Genomic DNA, 18,053 nt, shown 5'->3' on the forward strand with positions numbered 1-18,053 from the left:
GCTGCTCCTTAGATCTTCTCAACCTTCACGAGGAAGGTCTTGAACTCTGGCGTGTTGCTGTTGCCATCACCCACAAACGGGGTGAGGGTGTTGGCGAGGAAGCCAGGCTTGGTCAGGCCCTTGAAGCCCCAGTGGATAGGGATACCCACGTGGTGCACCGTCTTGCCTTCGATCTGCATGGGCTTGATGCGCTTGGTCACCACCGCAGCGGCCTTGATGTAGCCACGCTTGGAGCTGACCTTGACCATCGCGCCCGTCGCGATGCCGATCTCCTTGGCCAGCGCCTCGCCGATCTCGACGAACTGCTCGGGCTGGATGATGGAGTTGAGCAGCGCGTGCTTGGTCCAATAGTGGAAGTGCTCCGTCAGGCGGTAGGTCGTGCCCACATGCGGGAATTCGTCTGCCTTGCCGAAGGTCTCCCAGATGGCCGGGAAGACGCGGGCGGCCGGGTTGCTGACCGCCTTGTCGTTCTTCGGGTACATCGGGTTGTAGCCCAGCGGGTTGTCGAATGCCTCGTAGTGCGTCGGGAACGGGCCTTCGTTCATGCCCTTGCGGGCAAAGAAGCGTGCCACCCCTTCGGGGTTCATGATGAACGGGCCGGTGCCGGTCTCGGGCTTGATGGTCGGGCCGTAGTCGGGCACGTCCGCGCCGCCCCAGGTCGAGCCATTCCACTTGACCAAGGTGCGGTTGGGGTTGAAAGGCTTGCCTTCCAGATCCGCCGATGCGCGGTTGTACAGCACGCGGCGGTTGGCCGGCCAGGCCCAGGCCCAGTTCAGCGTGTTGCCGATGCCGGTCGGGTCGCTGTTGTCGCGGCGGCCCATCTGGTTGCCCGCCTCGGTCCAGCTGCCCGTCCAGATCCAGCAGCCACTCATCGTGGAGCCGTCGTCACGCAGCTCGCCAAAGCCGGACAGCTGCTGGCCGGCAGGGCGCAGCACCTTGCCATCGGGCGCCGTCAGGTCGGTCAGTGCGCGGCCGTTGTACTCCTTGGCAATCTCTTCGGACGAAGGGTGCGCGGGCTGTGCATATGGCCACCACAGGTTCTGGATCGGATCGGGGAACTTGCCGCCGTCCTTTTGGTAGGCCGCCTTCATGCGCAGGTGCAGCGCCGACATGATCGCGATGTCGGTCTTGGCCTCGCCTGGGGGCTCGGAGGCCTTCCAGTGCCACTGCAGCACACGCGAGGAGCTCACGACGGCGCCATCTTCTTCTGCGAAGCAGGTGGTGGGCAGGCGGAACACCTCGGTCTGCACCGATGCGGTATCGATGTCGTTGTACTCGCCGTAGTTCTTCCAGAACTCCGAGGTCTCGGTGGCCAGCGGGTCCATCACGACCAGGAACTTGAGCTTGGCCAGCCCGTTGCGCACACGGCTCTTGTTGGACAGCGCCGCCAGCGGGTTGAAGCCCTGGGCGATGTAGCCGTTGACCTTGCCTTCGTTCATCAGCTCGAAAATCTGCAGCATGTCGTACTGCTTGTCGAGCTTGGGCAGGTAGTCATAGGCCCAGTTGTTGTCCTTGGTTGCAGCCGGTCCCCAGAAAGCCTTCATCAGGCTGACGTGGAACTTGGGGTAGTTCTGCCAGTAGCTCATCTGGTTGGCACGCAAAGGTTTTTGCGTGCGCGCGTCGATGTACTTCTGGTAGTCCTGCTCCCCTTGGTTGGCCAGCGTCAGGTAGCCGGGCAGTGCGTTGGACAGCAGGCCCAGGTCGGTCAGCCCCTGGATGTTGGAGTGACCGCGCAAGGCGTTCATGCCACCACCGGCGACACCGATATTGCCCAAGAGCAGCTGCACCATGGCGCCGGTGCGCAGGATCTGCGCGCCGATCGAGTGCTGGGTCCAGCCGAGGGCATACAGGATGGTTGCCGCGCGGCCCGCTTGTGCCGTCGATGCGAGCTTTTCGCAGACATGCAGGAACTTGGCCTGGGGCGTGCCGCAGACGCTCTCCACCTTCTCAGGCGTGTAGCTGGCGTAGTGGCGCTTGAGCCATTGGTAGACGCAGCGCGGGTGCTGCAGGCTCGGGTCGGTCTTGACGTAACCGTCCTCGCCCAGCTCGTAGTCCCAGCTGGCCTTGTCGTAGGTGCGCTTTTCCGGGTTGTAGCCCGAGAAGATGCCTTCGTCGAACGCAAAGTCTTCCCGCACGATGAACGTGAAGTCGGTGTAGTTGCGCACGTACTCGTGGTGGATCTTGTCGTTCGTCAGCAGGTAGTTGATCACACCGCCGAGGAAAACAATGTCCGAGCCGGAGCGGATAGGGGCGTAGAAATCTGCCACCGATGCCGAGCGGTTGAAGCGCGGGTCGACCACCATGAAGTGAGCCTTGTTGTGCTCCTTCGCCTCGGTCACCCATTTGAAGCCGCAAGGGTGGGCTTCAGCGGCATTGCCGCCCATGATCAAAATAACGTCCGCGTTCTTGATGTCGACCCAATGGTTCGTCATCGCTCCACGGCCAAACGTCGGGGCAAGACCTGCCACCGTCGGGCCGTGTCAGACACGGGCTTGGTTATCGAACGCCAACATGCCCCAAGAGCGGGCCACTTTGTAGGTGATGTAACCGGCTTCGTTGCTGGAGGCCGAGGCGGCCAGCATGCCGGTCGAGGTCCAACGGTTCACCGTCAGGCCATCATCGGTCTTCTCGAGGAAGTTCGCGTCGCGATCGTCCTTGAGCAGCTTGGTAATGCGGGTCAGGGCCTCATCCCAGGACAGGCGCTTCCACTCATTGGAGCCGGGCGCGCGGTATTCGGGGTAGAGCAGGCGGTTGGGGCTGTGGACGATGTCCAGCAGCGATGCGCCCTTGGGGCACAGGGTGCCGCGGTTGACGGGGTGGTCGGGATCGCCTTCGACGTGGATCACCGAGAGTTTGGCGTTCTTGCCGCCATCGCCCAGCGAGTACATCAAAATGCCGCAGCCAACAGAGCAATACGTGCAGGTTTGCCGTGTCACTGTGCTGCCGACCAGCTTGTACTGACGGACTCCGGCAAGCGCAGTGGCGGGCGAGAAGCCCATCACTGCCAGGCTGGAACCCGCCAGAGTCGAACCAGTCACTTTCATGAACTGGCGTCTGGAGAATTGCACCATGGGGTGTCCTTTCAATGAAGGATGCTTGTTTTCTATGCTTACGACACAAATTGTAGTCTTCTCCCTCTGAAAGCAGAATAGTTGGGCATTCCGGGTATTCATCACGTTTGACAAATTGGTAAAAATACGAGTGGGACCATCTGTCAGCGAGAAATACCAATACATTTCACAAACTTGCATGAAATTGTGAATAATATGCTTTATGAATTTTTTGCGGCCTGAATCTAAGGGGGAGACCATGGACCACGAAGACGCGGCTGCGCGCCGTCCCTTTTTGCTCTGGGCGCTGTCGGCATCGGCATCGGCATTGCTGGCGGGCTGCGGCTCGTCGCCGCCGCGCAGCGCCCGGCGAGAGAGTGGCCAGCGCACGGCAGGTGGCGCGGGGTCCTCGCCCCGGGTGGACACCGGCGTGGTACCCGTCAACCTGGGCTTGAGCGGCGAGCTGCGCGAGGCGCTCTATGCACGGGTCATGCTGGTGGTCAACACGCCCTACACCTATGGCGGCAATACGCCCGAAGGCGGCTTTGACTGCAGCGGTCTGATCCAGTACGCGATCCAGGGCATCACCACGCGCCGCTTGCCCCGCACCACGGCGCAGTGGGCGGGCGTGAGCGCCGAGATCGACCGGCGCGACCTGCAGCGCGGCGATTTTGTGTTCTTCAACACCATGGGCGGGCGCTACTCGCACATGGGCATTTATGCCGGCAACAACCAGTTTGTCCATGCGCCGTCGAGCGGCGGCGTGGTCAAGACGGTGAGCCTGGACAATCCCTATTTCTCACGCCGCTTCACCGAGGCACGCACGATTTTTGACGCATGAGAATATTCATCGGCTGAATAAAACAAGAGGCAGCGCGCCCAAAACGGCGGCAAAGGCGGGGTCAGCGCCAGGCATAGGCACTCCAGGGATGCGAGGCATCCTGCAGCCATTGCTGCAACTCCTCCGGGTCCAGGCTGCGGCCCAGCGCGTCCGAGCGGCCCTTGGCTACCCATTGCGCCCGGCCCTGGACATAGGCGGTGCCCAGCTCCTGCCAGCTGCCAAAGCAATCGCGGGCGCGCGCGGCATTGAGCTGCAGCAGCTGCCACTGATGCTCGGCGCTGAGCCAGCCCAGCATGGCGGCGGTACGCACAAAAAAGGCAGTCCGGACGCAGGCAAAGGCCATCGCGGCGCGGGCGTCATCCCCCGCCTGCAGCCGCTCCACATCCAGGCACCACCAGCGCGTGCGCATGCGCTCGGGCAACTGCTCGCGCACCTTGGCATCGTCCAGGTCGGTGCGCAGGCCAAAGGCATGCAAGGCCATGGGCCGCAAGGATGCCGCCAGGCTGCTGGTGGGCGCGGGCATGGCGCTGTCGGCAAAACCATCCTTGAGGGCATGGAAGGCCATCGGGTGGGCGAGCGCCAGTGCCCAGTTCTGCTCGGGCGTGAGCCGGTAGTGCCCCAGGGGGCCCGAGGGCGCAGGCGCCTGGCTGCCCCATTGGCGGCGAAAGGCCTGCACGCATTGCCACACCAGCCACAGCCCGATCGCTGCCACCACGATCTGGATCATCGCTGTGCCTCCGGCTGCATGCCCGGCGGCATGTTGGCGGGCGCCCTGCCCGCTTGCGCCAGGCTGTAGGCCAGCGCAGGGGGCAGCTGCTGGCCGGCCAGCAGGCTGCTGTCGTGCGCGGCTGCCAGCCATTGCACCAGTGGTGAGGTCTGGGGCACATGGGCCAGCAGCCTGGGCTGGCGCTGCCACAGCTGCAACTGCTCGGCCTCGCTGAGCAAGCTCTCCACCGCATGCCAGCCCGCCTGGGCACCGGTGGTGCGCAGCAGGCGCATGCCCAGTGCATCGTCTGGCGTGTCCTCGCTGGTGTTCAGCTGGTTCAAAAAGGCAATGACGTCAGCGCGGTAGCGGTCCACCGGCGGGCGGTTTTGCTTGCCCTTGATCTGGTCGATGCGCAGGCGCCCATCGGGCTGCAGCCAGGCATTGATGGTGATGCGCGGCTGGCCCTGGCCGGTGCGGTAGCTGAAGATGCGCATGCGGCCTTGCTCGCAACCCTCGGCATAGTGCTCGCCATAGCCGCCGCTGAGCTGGCGGCGGTTGGCAAACTGGCCCAGGCAGTGGCGCATCATCTGGCTCTCGTAGGCCATCTCTTCGCGCAGCACGCCGCTGCCGGGCAGCAGCTCGACAAATGCGCCCTGGCTACCTTGCCAAACCGTCTGCACCGCATGGGGCTGGTGCTGGCGCCAACCGGCCAGTTGCTGGGCCTCGAAAGCCTGGTGCTCCTGCGCCCAGCGCTCCAGCGCCTGCGGGCAGTTGATGCGGGCGAGCTTGCCCTCCAGCGAGGTGCCCTGGCGCGACTGCAAGAACTCCAGCAGCTGGCGCTCCAGTGCCAGGACACTCTGATGGGCAGGGCTGATCCACCACAGCGCCGTGTCTGCCGGCGCAGCCTCAGGCCCGGGTTTGCGCGCCAGCAACGCGAGCGCCCAGGCCGGCGCACCGGCGGCATAGCGCTGCTGCAGTGCCTCGGTCGTGGGGATGGCCTGAACGGCCTCGGGCGGCGACTGAAGATTGCCCACCAGGTAGCGGTAGAAATGGTTCTGCAGCCAGGCGGCGATCTCGGGCGTGTCGCCGCGCTCGCGGCTGCGCGCGATGATGCGGGCCTTGAGCTCGGGCGCGTTGACCACATTGCGCGCCAGGTACACCGTGCTTGAGCGCATGAACGGGCTTACCAGAACTTCCACCAGGGCCTGTCGCCCGCGCCAGGCGCAGCGGTGATCAGCTGGGCATGGAGCTTGTCGATCGTGGTCTGCAGCTTCTCGCGCTCGGCCGCGTCATCGGCAGGCGCGCAGGCCAGCGCCTGCTGGTAGATCTGCAAGGCCTGCTGGTCTGTGCCCGAAGTCTGCATCGCGTCGCCCGCGCGGCGCAGCAGGTAGGGGTTCTGGCGCTGCTCCAGCTCGGGCAGCAGCGCTTGGAGGCGCGGCAGCACCTCGGCGCCATGCGTAGCCGAGTAGTAGTCGAGCTGGTTGAGCAGGCTGCGCAGGTAGTCATAGCGCTCGCTGCGCTGCTCGTCTTCGTCCAGCTGGCTCCACCACTCGTCCAGGCGCTCCAGCCAGATGCTGTTTTCCACATTGCGGTCTTGCTGGTAGAGCGCGTAGGCCACCTTGGGGAAGTAGTCGCAGGGGCTGTGTCGGCTGTAGCCATTGTCCTGGCTGTAGTGCCACAGCTGCTCGGCGGCGCCGATAAGCTGCGCGTAGTTGTCGCTGTCGATATGGGTCGAGACGATGCCGTTGTAGTGCTCGGCAAAGGGGCTGGTCGCAATGCCTTTGGCATGCAGGGCCAGCGCGCCGTCGTAGTTCTCGTCGTTGTAGCGGTACTTGATGGCCAGGTTGTTGCACAGCATTGAGTAGTCGTGCAGGTTGCCATCCTTGTAGCTGCCCTGGCCAGTGGCAAACCAGTGCTCGAAGCGGGCCTGGCCAGTCTCGTAGTAGTGCTTGATCCAGCGCAGCAGCTCGTCGTAGGGCCAGTCGGCGGGCAGCTCGTCACCTTCACCGCCAATGGCCTTCATCAGCTCTTCGTCGTCATCCAGCTGCACGCCCATCGCATAGCACCAGCTGCCGCTGTCGCAGCGGATATAGGGCGACTGCAGCGCGCTGGCGAGGCCCGCCACGCGGGCGCGGCAGACAAACAGGCGGTAGGCGAGTTCGCCATTGGCGTACTGGGGGCGCTCGGCCAGGGTTTCCAAGAGCGGCAAGGCCTGCGCATAGTCCTGCTGTTCAAACAGATGGTTGCCCTGCAGCAGTCGCCACATCGGGTGGTTCAGCGACTGCTGCTGCACCAGCGCGCTGTAGTGGGCAAAGGCCTGCTCGGCGTCCATGTCGGCAGGCAGGAATTCGGCCAGGTCCTCGTCCTGGGCTGCGGCCATCAGGGTCAGCGCCCAGTACGGCGCACCGCCCGGCTCACCCAGGTGGGCCAATGCCTGGCGGCAGGCAGCTTCGCGCGATCCGGGGCGGCTGTGCAGGGTACTCTCAAAGCACATGTGGGCCGCCTCGGGCAGGCGCGCTGCCTGCACCAGCCAGTCGATCAGCAAGGCACTGCTGCGGTCGTCGCTGTCGCGCACCAGCGCAAAGCGGCCTTCCTGGCCTTTGCTGATCGCGGCATCGAGCGCGCCTTGCTGGTGCAGGCTGCCAGCAGCCAGGCGCGCGAGCTGGGCGCGGGTATCGCGCCAGGCGGCGGGCGAGGCGGTGCTGGGCAGGCTCGCCAGCGTCAGCTCGCTGTGCTGGGCCAGCGCATCCGGGGCCAGCGCAATGATGTCCTCGCCCAGCAGCAGCCAGTCATCGGTGTCGATGTCCTGGCCCGCTTCGGCGCGCTGGAGTTTTTGCAGTGCGTAGTGGCCCAGGTCGCGGGCTGCAGCGCTGTTGCCCCTGGCCGCTTCGATGCGGCCCAGGCGCGTGGCCAGCATCGCATCGTCCCAGGCGCGCAGATGGGCGCGGTCGGCCTGCTGGCTTTTGTAGTGGTGCTGCTTGCGGGTGATCTGCTCTTGCAGGTCCAGCGCCTGGGCCTGGTGGGCATGGTGGGCCAGATGGCGCCAGGCGCGGTCCGGATCGCCCAGGTCACCGGCCTGGTCCACGGCAGCCATGGCCTGCGCGATTACCGCGCGGTACTGTTCGGGGGGGAGGTCGGGCACATCCTCGGCGGCATCGGCTTGCAGCATCGCCATCGTGACGGCGGCGTCGCGCTGGGCGTCGGCGGTCAGCTCCTGCAGCAGGCGGGCCTGGTGCTGCTGCACGGCGGCCAGGGCCTGGGCGGGCTGGCCGGCCATGCTCCACAGCCGGTAGAGGCGGCGCAGCTGGTCCAGGTCTTCGGGCTCCAGCGCGCGCGATGCGAGCTGCTGGGCGGCAGCGGCCTGGCGGTCAGGCCACTCCTGCGTCTCGTCCTCGGTGTTGAAGAGGGCATCAACATGGTCCAGAAAGGCGTCAAGCGCCTCGCTGCGCAGTGCGGTGGACGGGTCGGACACGGATGCCATGGTGATGATGCCTTTCTGGTGATGGCGCATCCCTCATGCGCCCCCTGCATGCTAACGGGCCCCAAGGCAGATATGGCCTTTGCGGGCCACAAAAGCAGGGCAGAGGGCTATTTTCACCGTGTTTGCTGCGGCTGACCAGCGCGGCATCAGCAGACCGGCTCTATGCCTCAATGGGTGATCAGCACTTCGCCGCGCAGCGTATAGGTCATCGTCTCGGTAATGCGCACATCGACCATCTGGCCAATCAGCCGCTCCTGGCCGGGGAAGTTGACCACGCGGTTGCACTCGGTGCGGCCCATCAGCTCGCCGTTGTCGCGCTTGGACTTGCCCTCCACCAGCAGGCGCTGGACGGTGCCCAGGCGCTCTTCGCTGATGGTCTTGATGTTGTGGTTGATGACAGCTTGCAGATCCTGCAGGCGGCGCAGCTTGACCTCGTAAGGCGTGTCATCGGGCAGGTTGGCAGCGGGGGTGCCGGGGCGCGGGCTGAAGATAAAGCTGAACGAGTTGTCAAAGCGCACGTCATCGATGAGCTTCATCATCTTCTGGAAGTCTTCTTCGGTCTCACCGGGGAAGCCGACGATGAAGTCGCTGCTCATCGCCAGATCGGGGCGAATGGCGCGCAGCTTGCGCACCGTGCTCTTGTACTCCATGGCGGTGTAGCCGCGCTTCATCGCCATCAGGATCTTGTCGCTGCCGTGCTGCACCGGCAGGTGCAGGTGCGAGACCAGCTTGGGGATCTTGGCATAGGCCTCGATCAGGCGCGGCGTGAACTCATTGGGGTGGCTGGTGGTGTAGCGGATGCGCTCGATGCCGGGGATCTCGGCCACGTATTCGAGCAGCAGCGCAAAGTCGGCAATCTCGGCCGTGGCGCCCATCTTGCCCAGGTAGGCATTCACGTTCTGGCCCAGCAAGGTGATTTCCTTCACGCCTTGCGCGGCCAGGCCTGCGACCTCGACCAGCACGTCCTCAAACGGGCGGCTCACTTCTTCCCCCCGGGTGTAGGGCACGACGCAGTAGCTGCAGTACTTGGAGCAGCCTTCCATGATCGACACAAAGGCCGATGCACCTTCGACGCGGGCAGGGGGCAGGTGGTCGAACTTCTCGATCTCGGGGAAGGAGATATCGACCTGCGGTTTGGCCTTGGCCGCGCGGGCATTGAGCAGCTCGGGCAGGCGGTGCAGAGTCTGGGGGCCAAACACCACATCCACATAGGGCGCGCGCTTGATGATCTCGGCGCCTTCCTGGCTGGCCACGCAACCGCCCACGCCGATCAGCACGCCTTTTTCCTTCAGGTGCTTGATGCGGCCCAGGTCGGAGAACACTTTTTCTTGCGCCTTCTCGCGCACCGAACAGGTATTGAACAGGATCAGGTCGGCCTCGTCCATGTCCTGCGTGGGTTCATAGCCCTGGGCGGCGCCCAGCACATCGGCCATCTTGTCCGAGTCGTACTCGTTCATCTGGCAGCCGAAGGTTTTGATAAATACTTTTTTGGACATGGTGCAAATCTCGTGGGGGCCCGGGGCTGCCATCGCAGGCCTGGGTGAATACAGCAATACGGCAACAAGCCAGGCGCCCGGCGGGCGCACTGCTGCTGATGGGTGTCGATGCGCGGGCGCCGAGCCGGGCTTGACCGGTGCGGTCAGGCCATGCGGCGGCGCTGGGGCGCGTTATTTAAAGAGTCCGCTCCAAAAGCCGTTGTCGGCGCGGTCGCGCTTGAGGGCGGCTTCTTCGCTGTTCAAGATCCAGGCGGCATGCACACGCCCGCTGGTTTTCTCGATCACATAGTTCACCGTCAGCCGCTCGTTGAGCACGGTGCCGGGGCGTATCGTGGTGTTGCGCGGGTTGTAGAGCTTGAAGGCGGGAGCGAGGCCCACGGTCTGGCCATCGATCGTGGCCTGGCTGGTGCTGGTGACCACCAGGTTGCCACGCAGGGCCTGTGGAGGAAAGGCGCGGACGGGGCCTTGGAACGGGGCAAAGGTGGCGGTCTGGGCCAGGCTGGGCAGGGCACTGATGCCGCCCAGTGCCAGCGCAAGGGCCGCAAGGCTGGCGCGGGCCGTGCGTCGCAGGCGATGGTGGTGGGATGTGTGGGGTTTGGTGCAGCGGTTCATGGTGTATATCCAGGGGCTGGAGGCCGCATTCTACAAACACTGGCGGTGCCACAGTCCAGCACTGGGGCAAGGCTGCAGCTTGAGGGCGCCAAGGCCGGGCTTAGCGCGCGGCTGCCTGGGTGCTCACGACCAGGCCCGCCAGCACCAGGACCAGGGCGGCCAGCAGCGCAGGCGATGGCAGGCGCTGGTGCAAGGCCAGCTCCAGCAGGGCCGCAGTGACAGGGCCCAGCGCCTGGAAGGCAATCACCAGCGATGCCTGCAGCCGGCCCAGCGCCCACAGCAGGCAAAAGTAGCCCAGGCCGCTCGACAGCCCGACAAAGACCATATGGCCCCACTGCGTGGCAGAAAACACCGGCCACAGCGGCTGACCCTGCCAGCTGCAGTAGAGCGCCAAAAACAGCACCGATGCCGCCATGGCCAGGCCGCAGGTGGGCAGCGCCGGGTAGCGCCGCATATAGGGACCGTAGAGAATGCTGGTGGCCGCACCCACCAGCGTTGCGGCGAGCAAGGCCGCCATGCCGCTGCCGCCCAGCAGGCCCAGGCTGCCTGCGCCACCCCCGCCGCTGGCAGCGCGCGCACTGCCGAGCAGCAGCACGGCGACGCCGCCGACGGCCAGTGCCAGGCCCGCCAGCCGGCGGCGGCCCAAAGGCTCGCGCCCCGACAGCGCCGCCAGGCACCAGGTAAAGAGCGGCATGGTGGCGAACACCAGTGCGCAGGTGGAGGCGGGCAGGCGCGCCAGTGCATGGTTGAGCAGCAGGATCAGCAGCGCAAACTGCGCCACGCCAAGCAAGGCAATGGCCAGCGCATCGCGGGCGCGGTAGCGCGGCCAGGTGGCAAGCAGCGCAGGGCCCGCGAGGATCGCCAGCCCGATGGCATAGCGCAAAAACGCCAGGCTGGCTGGCGAGGCAGCCGATGACAGCGCACTGGTGGAGACCATGGCCGCGCCCACCAGCATGCCGGTGGTAGCGGCCGCCCACAGCGCTGGCTGGTGCGCCTGCATCGCGCACCTAGGCGCCGTGCCGGCGGCGGCTGAACTGCTGCTCGACCACGGCCGAGCCCCATTGCTGGCCGGTCTCTTCATGCACCAAGGCAAAGCCCAGCGATTCATAGAGCTTGCGTGCCGCATCCAGCCCCTGGAAGGTCCAGAGCTCGGTGCTGGCAAAGCCGCGCTGGTCGCAAAAGGCGAGGGCCTGCGTCAGCAGCTGGCGGCCCACGCCGCCACCGCGGCAGCCATCATCCAGAATGAACCAGCGCAGATGCGCCTGGTTGTTGCCCAGGTCCTGACCGTCAATCGCGACGGAGCCGACGATGCGCTCGTTGTGCACCGCCGTCCAGATCTGGTTGCAGGGCTCGCCCAGGCGGCCGCTGAATTCGGCAAGGCCCGAGGCCACCTTGCTTTCAAAGAAGGCGCCAAAGCCCCAGTGCCGGGCATAGAACACGGCATGCATCTCGGTCACGCGGCCGATGACGCCGGGCCGGTAGCCGCTGTGGATCTGGATACTGCTCGTGGCCAAGGTGGCAGCGCTGTCCTGGCCCGCCGCGCTGCCCAGCCGGTGCGCCTGCAAGGCCTGGGCATAGGCCATCAAGCCCTGCGCCACGGACTGCTGCAGCGAGGGGTTGAGCTGCGCCAGCGCACTGCGCACCTGGGTCTGGCCGTAGGCGTGGATGCCTGCGACGGTGCGTTGGCCTTGGGCCGTTAGCAGCAACTGCTTGGCGCGGGCATCGTCTGCGCAGGGCTCTTCTTGCAGCTCGCCGTTGGCGATAAGCTTGGCGAGCATGCGGCTGACGCTGGATTTGTCCAGCCCCAGATACTCTGCCAACTGGGCGGCGGTGACCTGGCCATGCGTATCGATTTCCAGCAGCGCATGGACGGCTGAGGCCGAATAGGGCGTACCCGCCAAGGTGCTCGCCATAAAGCCCAGCTCCCGCACCATGGCGCGGGAAGCGCTGCGGATGTCGTTGACCAAGGGGGTGTCGGTAGCGGCTGCCATGCGTCTCTCCAGTATTTGGTTGCAATATACAACTTTTTGGTTGTATGGTGCAACTTTTTTGGACAGGGAGCCAGCATCCCGCCCTCAGCAGCGCTTAGGCGGCATCCAGCCGGTAGCTCGACACGGCGAGCCCGCCCATGAAGTTGTCTTCATGGTACACACGCACGGCGCGGTCAGCCTCGGCGGCGCCGACCGCCACCATCAGCGGCAGCAGATGCTCTTCGCGCGGGTGCGCAATGCGTGCGGCGGGGGCGTCTTCCCAGTCCAGCAGGCGCTGGCTGCGGCGGGCGCTGTCCGCCTGCAGCATGGTCTCGGCCAGCCAGTCGTCAAAGGCTTTGGAGGGCACGCGCGCCTGGGGCCCAAAGGCACGCAGGTTGTGGTACGACAAGCCGCTGCCGATGATCAGCACGTCCTCATCGCGCAAGGCGGCCAGCGCCCGGCCCAGCGCCAGGTGCTCGGCCGGGTCCAGGCCCCGGCGCAGCGACAGCTGCACCACCGGCACATGGGCCTCGGGGTAGATCGCGGCCATCGGTGAGAACATGCCGTGGTCATAGCCGCGCTCGGCGTCCTGCTGCACCGCAATGCCGGCCTGGGCCAACAGGCCAGCGACCCGCTCGGCCAGCGCAGGCGATCCGGGCGAGCGGTAGTGGATCTGGTAGGTATGGGCCGGAAAACCGCCGTAGTCATAAATTATGCCGGGCTGGGGCGTGGACTGCACCGTAAACGTATCGGCCTCCCAGTGGGCCGACACCATCAGGATCGCGCGCGGTGTGCGGCCGATCTGGCGCGGCATATCGGCCAGCGACGCGGCCAGCTGCGCATAGTGGTCGTGCATCTCGGGCATCCATGGCCAGGGGCCGCCGCCGTGCGAGATGAAATAGACGGGCAGGCGGCTGCTGCTGGTGCTGACGGGGGTGGTGGTCGTCGTCGTGGTCATATGGAAAACTCCTTGTCTCCAATGTAGTAGCTGCCTAAAAGGAAACCAAGTAGCTAAAATGCAGCAATTGATTTCCTACTAAGAAACTATGGACCAGCTCACCAGCATGCAGGTATTCCAGGCGGTGGTGGATAACGGCAGCTTTGCGCAGGCTGGCGAGCGCCTGGGCATCTCGGCCCCGATGGTCAGCAAGCATGTGGCCCAGCTCGAGCAGCGCCTGGGTGCGCGCCTGCTCAACCGCAGCAGCCGCCATGTCAGCCTGACCGAGGCGGGCCAGCGCTGGTATGCGCAAAGCAGCCTGGCGTTGGAGATGCTGGACGCTGCCGCCCAGGAGATCGGCCAGCACCACCAGGCCCCCAGCGGTCAGCTCAAGATCAGCGCGCCGGTCTGGTGCGCTACCCCGCAGATGGCGCGCATCCTGGCGCGCTACCGCGCCCGTTATCCGCAGGTGCTGGTCGATATCCACCTGGACAACCACAAGATCGACCTGGCCACCGCCGGCTATGACATGGCCATGCGCGCCTCGTCCGACCCCGCCCCGCATCTGATTGCCCGCCCGCTGTGCCAGGTGCCGTTCTACCTGGTGGCCAGCCCCGCTTACCTGGGGCAGGCTGGCCCGCCCCAGCAGCCTGCCGACCTCGCCCAGCACCCTGCCGTGTTGCCCAGCTATGTATCGCTCAGCCCCTTGCAGCTGAGCCAGCCCGGCGCACGCAGCGCGCCGCTGCACCTGCAGCCGGCCCTGCTGTCCGATGATTCCAACCTCAGCCTGCATGCGGTGCGCGCCGGCATGGGCCTGGGCTTTTTGCCATCCTGGTTGGTGGAGGACGACCTGCGCAGCGGCCAGCTGCAGCGGGTGCTGCCCCAGTGGGAGGCGCTGACGGTGACCCTGTATGCGATCTACACCAGCCGGCGCTACCTGGCGCCCAAGGTGCGCAGCTTTATCGATTGCCTGTCGCAGGAGCTGGGTGGCGCGGCCCCTGAGCCAGCGGTCTAGCTTGCGCGGCGGAAGGTCAGGTTGATTCTTTGGCCATCGAGCAGCGGATGCGCCACAGCGCTCACCCCATCCTTGACCGGCATCACCCCGTGGTAGCGCATGCGGTCCACGCCACCCCAGACCACCACATCGCCATGCTGCAGCGGCAGCTTTTGCGTGGCATCGGCGCGGGCATCACCACCCCACAAAAAGATGGCGGGCAGGCCCAGCGATACCGACACGATCGGGTGGCGGGCATCACCTTCGTCCTGGTGCAGGGTCAGGCGGGTGCCGACGCTGTAGCGGTTGATCAGGCAGGCATTGGGGGCAAAAGGCGGCAGCTCGGCTGCCTGCGCCGCCTGGGCGGCCAGCGCTGCGAAGGCGGGTGGCATGGCGGGCCAGGGCTGGCCGCTCAAGGGGTCGGTGGCGCTGTAGCGGTAGCCGTGCTGGTCGCTGTACCAGCCAAATGCGCCGCAGTTGCTCATCGCCACCTGCATAGGGCGCCCGCCGGGGGTGCGCAAATGGCGAAACGGCGCCTGCTGCACGATGGCCTGCACCTGGCGCAGCAAGTCATCCTCCCAGCGCAGCGCAAAGCCGCGCAGCACACAGGCCTGGCGGCCAATGGCAATGCGCTCCCAGTGCGTCTGGTCATCGTTGGCGGCGGGGCTGAACAGGTCTTGCATGGGGCTATTGTGCCCCTGTGGGCATAAAAAAACCGCAGGGCCTGTGGCAGGCACTGCGGTGGGATGTGGTGGTCGTAGTGGGACTTGAACCTACGACATCAGCATTATGAATGCTGCGCTCTAACCAACTGAGCTATACGACCGGCAGACTCCATTGTAGGGGCGGATGGGCGGCGTACCGGCTGCTGGCTGCGACTTTTTCGGCGCGACTTGCAGCCATCAAAACGGATGCGCCAAAGAGAAAAGCCGCAGTGATCATGCAATCACTGCGGCTTGAAACCTGGTGGTCGTAGTGGGACTTGAACCTACGACATCAGCATTATGAATGCTGCGCTCTAACCAACTGAGCTATACGACCGGCAGAACGAAATTATATACCGAAAATTTGGCTCGGCGATCAATGTCGCCAGGTTTTGTCAAAAACAGTCATTTTGCGTGGCGGGTGCTGGCAAGGACCATGGCCCCTGCACCAATGGCACCGTAGCGCCTGATCAGCTGTTGCTGAACTGGGCCGGGCGCTTGTTGACGAAGGCGTCCATGCCTTCTTTCTGGTCATTGGTCGCGAACAGCGCGTGGAACAGGCGCCGCTCGAACATCACGCCGTCGTTGAGGCTGCCCTCGAACGCGCGGTTCACCGATTCCTTGGCGGCCATCACGGCCAGCTGCGAGAAGCCGCTGATGATGATGGCCGCGCCCAGCGCCTCTTCCATCAGCTTGTCCACGGGCACCACGCGGCTGACCAGGCTGGCACGCTCGGCCTCGTCGGCGTTCATCATGCGGCCGGTGAGGGCCAGGTCCATGGCCTTGGCCTTGCCCACGGCGCGGGGCAGGCGCTGCGTGCCGCCGGCGCCGGGGATGACGCCCAGCTTGATCTCGGGCTGGCCAAAGCGGGCGTTGTCGGCGGCGATGATGAAGTCGCACATCATGGCCAGCTCGCAGCCGCCACCCAGTGCGTAGCCGCTGACGGCGGCAATGACGGGCTTGCGGATGCTGCGGATCGCTTCCCAGTTGCGGGTGATGTAGTCGCCGCCATAGGCATCGGCAAAGCTGTACTTGGCCATGGCGCCAATGTCGGCGCCCGCGGCAAAGGCCTTTTCGCTGCCGGTGATGATCATGCAGCCAATGTTCTTGTCGGCGTCAAAGGCCTTGAGCGCCTCACCCAGCTCGTTCATCAGCTGGTCGTTGAGCGCGTTCAGCGCCTTGGGGCGGTTGAGCGTGATGATGCCCACTTTCTCGGCTTCGACGCGCACTTCGATCATTTCATAGGCCACGGTCTATCTCCTTGGGTTGTGGGGCAGCAGCGGCCTGCTGGCGCCCGCATGGTCGACAGGCATCCTACACCAAGCGGGCTGTTGCGGCGTAGCGAGCTGCGCAAGATGGCGCTTTTTGGGTGCAGGTGGGCGGGTCACTGCCCGCGATCAACGCCCGTCCAGCCAGAGATTGACCAGATTCGCATCGGTGACAGCCAAGGTGACGGTGTCGCTCTGGCTGGCAGTTTTTGGGGCTTTCTTGCGGCCTTTTGCAGGGGCGGCGTCTGCGCGGGCTGGCAAGGCCAGCGGCAGGCGCAGCAGGCGCTTGTCCCGGGCTACCAGGGCCAGCACCTGCTGGGCATCCCCGGCGTAGAGCAGCAGGTCGTCGAGCTTGTGCAGGCGCCAACCGCCGCTCTGGGCACTGGCCTGCAGCGGCTCGATGCCGATCCATTCGTCGCCCGCCATCATGCCGGCGGCCTCGGCCGCGCCGCCGCGCAGCACCACCTTGATGCTGATGCCCGCAGCGCCCTCGGCCACGCGCAGGCCCAGCTGCTGGGCGATCTGGGGCTTGTCGGGCTGGCAATCGACGCCATGGGCCTGGAGCAGGGCGGCCACGGGCAGATCGAGCTTGCCATGCACCCAGGCGCTGATGTCGGCGGCCCAGCTGCGGTCCGTCAGCTCGTGCAGCACATCGAGCAGGTCCTGCTCGCGCATCGGGCCGGCCTTGCAGCGCCGGTACAGTGCCCGCATCACCCCATCAAGCCCGCTGTGGCCTGCGCGGCGCAGGCTCAGGTCCAGGCACAGGGCCACCAGCGAGCCCTTGGTGTAGTAGCTGACGGTGGCGTTGGGCGTGTTCTCGTCCTGGCGGTAGTACTTGACCCAGGCGTCATAGCTCGCCTCGGCCACGCTTTGCAGATGGCGGCCCGGCGTCTGCAGCACCTGGTTCAAGGTCTTGTTGAGCAGCTTGAGGTACTGGCTGTTGTCCAGCAGGCCGGCGCGGCGCAGGACCAGGTCGTCGTAGTAGCTGGTAAAGCCCTCGAAGAACCACAGCAGCTCGGTGTAGTTCTCGCGTTCGTAGTCGTAGCTGGCCAGCTCCATCGGGCGCAGGCGCTTGACGTTCCAGGTGTGGAAATACTCGTGGCTGATGAGACCCAGCAAGGTGATGTAACCGCTGCTGGCCTGGGCCTCGCCCTTGCGGGGGAGGTCGCGCCGGCTGCAGATCAGGGCGGTGGAGTTCTTGTGCTCGAGGCCGCCGTAGTTGTCGTCCATGGCGTTGAGCATGAACACATAGCGCTCGAAAGGCGGCCTGCCCCGGGGGTGCCAGAGGCGGATTTCGGTCTCGCAGATCTTTTGCGTATCGGCAATGAGGCGTGCGCCATCAAAACTGGGCGGTGCGCCGGCCACCACAAAGCGGTGCGCCACGCCGTGCGCGCTGAACTCGGCGCTCCAGAATGGCCCCATCTCCACCGGGCAGTCCACCAGCTCGTCATAGCTGCTGGCATGGTAGCGGCCAAAGCCTTGGGGGTTGGTCTGCGCGGCCAGGAGGCCGGTGGCCACCTGCCAATGGGGCTGCTGGGCCGGCGGCTCGATGTGCAGCACCTGCAGCAGGGCCTCGCTGCCATGCACACGCAAAAATACACTGGTGCCGTTGAAAAAGCCGCGCTGGCTGTCGAGCCAGGCAGTGCGCACCGAGCTGTCATAGGCGCAGATCTGGTAGCTCAGGGTCAGCGGTTCCGCTGCGCTGCAGTCCACCACCCAGGTGTTCTTGTTCTGCTGCTGGATATCGACCAGCTGCGCGCTTTGGCTGGCGCTCAGGCCCTGCAGCGATTTGGAGAACTCACGCACCAGGTAGCTGCCCGGGATCCAGACCGGCAGCGACACGGTCTGCATCGCCTTGGGCCGGGGGATATTGAGCACGACCTGGTAGAGGTGGGCGTGCAGATCGATGGGCGTGATGGTGTACTGGATGGCATGGGGTGCCGTGGCGGCTGCGCTTTGGGTCATAGCCCGCAAGCGTAGCCCCAATTGCATGG

At 65.4% G+C, this 18,053-nt stretch carries 14 protein-coding genes and 2 tRNA genes; 2 read left to right on the plus strand and 14 right to left on the minus strand.

All coding sequences use genetic code 11. The features are described from left to right. Positions 1–8: 8 nt before the first annotated feature. The gene (gene fdnG, locus N4T19_RS20795) at positions 9–3,071 is read right to left on the minus strand and encodes a formate dehydrogenase-N subunit alpha (protein ID WP_182345050.1); all 3,063 of its coding nucleotides are present in this window, start codon (positions 3,069–3,071) and stop codon (positions 9–11) included. A gap of 238 nt (positions 3,072–3,309) precedes the next feature. On the opposite strand from fdnG, the gene N4T19_RS20800 reads away from it, so the two are divergent. Then, on the plus strand, positions 3,310–3,891 hold the full coding sequence (locus N4T19_RS20800; protein WP_116924896.1) for a C40 family peptidase: 582 nt from the start codon (positions 3,310–3,312) through the stop codon (positions 3,889–3,891). A 61-nt stretch (positions 3,892–3,952) separates the two neighbouring features. Here N4T19_RS20800 and N4T19_RS20805 read toward each other — a convergent pair whose 3' ends face one another. The 8 genes from N4T19_RS20805 to N4T19_RS20840 all read right to left on the minus strand — a co-directional run bounded on the left by N4T19_RS20805 (position 3,953) and on the right by N4T19_RS20840 (position 13,114). After that, positions 3,953–4,618, minus strand: a complete 666-nt coding sequence (locus tag N4T19_RS20805; protein ID WP_260718916.1) for a DUF1266 domain-containing protein — start codon at positions 4,616–4,618, stop codon at positions 3,953–3,955. Next, positions 4,615–5,772 carry a hypothetical protein gene (locus N4T19_RS20810; RefSeq protein ID WP_260718917.1) on the minus strand — a complete coding sequence of 386 codons (1,158 nt, stop codon included), beginning with the start codon at positions 5,770–5,772 and terminating at the stop codon, positions 4,615–4,617. The genes N4T19_RS20805 and N4T19_RS20810 overlap by 4 nt, the downstream gene beginning before the upstream one ends. Positions 5,773–5,780: 8 nt before the next feature. After that, positions 5,781–8,078 carry a hypothetical protein gene (locus N4T19_RS20815; protein ID WP_260718918.1) on the minus strand — a complete coding sequence of 766 codons (2,298 nt, stop codon included), beginning with the start codon at positions 8,076–8,078 and terminating at the stop codon, positions 5,781–5,783. A 167-nt stretch (positions 8,079–8,245) separates the two neighbouring features. Then, positions 8,246–9,574, minus strand: coding sequence for a tRNA (N6-isopentenyl adenosine(37)-C2)-methylthiotransferase MiaB (gene miaB, locus N4T19_RS20820; protein WP_260718919.1), 1,329 nt, complete (start codon positions 9,572–9,574; stop codon positions 8,246–8,248). A 171-nt stretch (positions 9,575–9,745) separates the two neighbouring features. Next, positions 9,746–10,186, minus strand: coding sequence for a hypothetical protein (locus N4T19_RS20825; protein ID WP_260718920.1), 441 nt, complete (start codon positions 10,184–10,186; stop codon positions 9,746–9,748). Between the two features lie 100 nt (positions 10,187–10,286). Next, positions 10,287–11,186, minus strand: coding sequence for a DMT family transporter (locus tag N4T19_RS20830; RefSeq protein WP_260718921.1), 900 nt, complete (start codon positions 11,184–11,186; stop codon positions 10,287–10,289). A gap of 7 nt (positions 11,187–11,193) precedes the next feature. Beyond that, positions 11,194–12,177: a bifunctional helix-turn-helix transcriptional regulator/GNAT family N-acetyltransferase gene (locus tag N4T19_RS20835; RefSeq protein WP_260718922.1), complete on the minus strand. Its 984-nt coding sequence runs from the start codon at positions 12,175–12,177 to the stop codon at positions 11,194–11,196. Positions 12,178–12,271: 94 nt separating this feature from the next. Further along, entirely contained in the window at positions 12,272–13,114 is an 843-nt protein-coding gene (locus N4T19_RS20840; RefSeq protein ID WP_260718923.1) for a DODA-type extradiol aromatic ring-opening family dioxygenase, read from the minus strand. Positions 13,115–13,202: 88 nt separating this feature from the next. Between N4T19_RS20840 and N4T19_RS20845 the strand changes: the two genes are divergently transcribed. Then, positions 13,203–14,108, plus strand: coding sequence for a LysR family transcriptional regulator (locus tag N4T19_RS20845; RefSeq protein ID WP_116924614.1), 906 nt, complete (start codon positions 13,203–13,205; stop codon positions 14,106–14,108). Here N4T19_RS20845 and alkB read toward each other — a convergent pair. The 5 genes from alkB to N4T19_RS20870 all read right to left on the minus strand — a co-directional run bounded on the left by alkB (position 14,105) and on the right by N4T19_RS20870 (position 18,024). Beyond that, a complete protein-coding gene (alkB, locus tag N4T19_RS20850) occupies positions 14,105–14,770 on the minus strand; it encodes a DNA oxidative demethylase AlkB (protein ID WP_116924615.1) in 666 nt (221 codons plus the stop codon). The genes N4T19_RS20845 and alkB overlap by 4 nt on opposite strands. Before the next feature lie 66 nt (positions 14,771–14,836). Beyond that, positions 14,837–14,913 (minus strand) — tRNA-Met (locus N4T19_RS20855). 138 nt (positions 14,914–15,051) lie between these two features. Further along, a tRNA-Met gene (locus N4T19_RS20860) sits at positions 15,052–15,128 on the minus strand. Positions 15,129–15,261: 133 nt separating this feature from the next. Further along, positions 15,262–16,041, minus strand: a complete 780-nt coding sequence (locus tag N4T19_RS20865) for an enoyl-CoA hydratase (protein WP_021025456.1) — start codon at positions 16,039–16,041, stop codon at positions 15,262–15,264. A gap of 147 nt (positions 16,042–16,188) precedes the next feature. Next, positions 16,189–18,024 (minus strand): M61 family metallopeptidase, encoded by a 1,836-nt coding sequence (locus N4T19_RS20870; protein WP_116924616.1) that lies wholly within the window; start codon positions 18,022–18,024, stop codon positions 16,189–16,191. Positions 18,025–18,053 lie beyond the last annotated feature (29 nt).

It is taken from the genome of Comamonas squillarum (assembly GCF_025309455.1).
Taxonomy (GTDB): domain Bacteria; phylum Pseudomonadota; class Gammaproteobacteria; order Burkholderiales; family Burkholderiaceae_C; genus Comamonas; species Comamonas squillarum.

Excerpts from the sequence above, each read along its gene's own strand:
- N4T19_RS20800 (WP_116924896.1), top strand. The coding sequence starts at position 3,310 with ATGGACCACGAAGACGCGGCTGCGCGCCGTCCCTTTTTGCTCTGGGCG.
- N4T19_RS20805 (WP_260718916.1), bottom strand. The coding sequence starts at position 4,618 with ATGATCCAGATCGTGGTGGCAGCGATCGGGCTGTGGCTGGTGTGGCAA.
- N4T19_RS20810 (WP_260718917.1), bottom strand. The coding sequence starts at position 5,772 with ATGCGCTCAAGCACGGTGTACCTGGCGCGCAATGTGGTCAACGCGCCC.
- N4T19_RS20815 (WP_260718918.1), bottom strand. The coding sequence starts at position 8,078 with ATGGCATCCGTGTCCGACCCGTCCACCGCACTGCGCAGCGAGGCGCTT.
- miaB (WP_260718919.1), bottom strand. The coding sequence starts at position 9,574 with ATGTCCAAAAAAGTATTTATCAAAACCTTCGGCTGCCAGATGAACGAG.
- N4T19_RS20825 (WP_260718920.1), bottom strand. The coding sequence starts at position 10,186 with ATGAACCGCTGCACCAAACCCCACACATCCCACCACCATCGCCTGCGA.
- N4T19_RS20830 (WP_260718921.1), bottom strand. The coding sequence starts at position 11,186 with ATGCAGGCGCACCAGCCAGCGCTGTGGGCGGCCGCTACCACCGGCATG.
- N4T19_RS20835 (WP_260718922.1), bottom strand. The coding sequence starts at position 12,177 with ATGGCAGCCGCTACCGACACCCCCTTGGTCAACGACATCCGCAGCGCT.
- N4T19_RS20840 (WP_260718923.1), bottom strand. The coding sequence starts at position 13,114 with ATGACCACGACGACGACCACCACCCCCGTCAGCACCAGCAGCAGCCGC.
- N4T19_RS20845 (WP_116924614.1), top strand. The coding sequence starts at position 13,203 with ATGGACCAGCTCACCAGCATGCAGGTATTCCAGGCGGTGGTGGATAAC.
- alkB (WP_116924615.1), bottom strand. The coding sequence starts at position 14,770 with ATGCAAGACCTGTTCAGCCCCGCCGCCAACGATGACCAGACGCACTGG.
- N4T19_RS20870 (WP_116924616.1), bottom strand. The coding sequence starts at position 18,024 with ATGACCCAAAGCGCAGCCGCCACGGCACCCCATGCCATCCAGTACACC.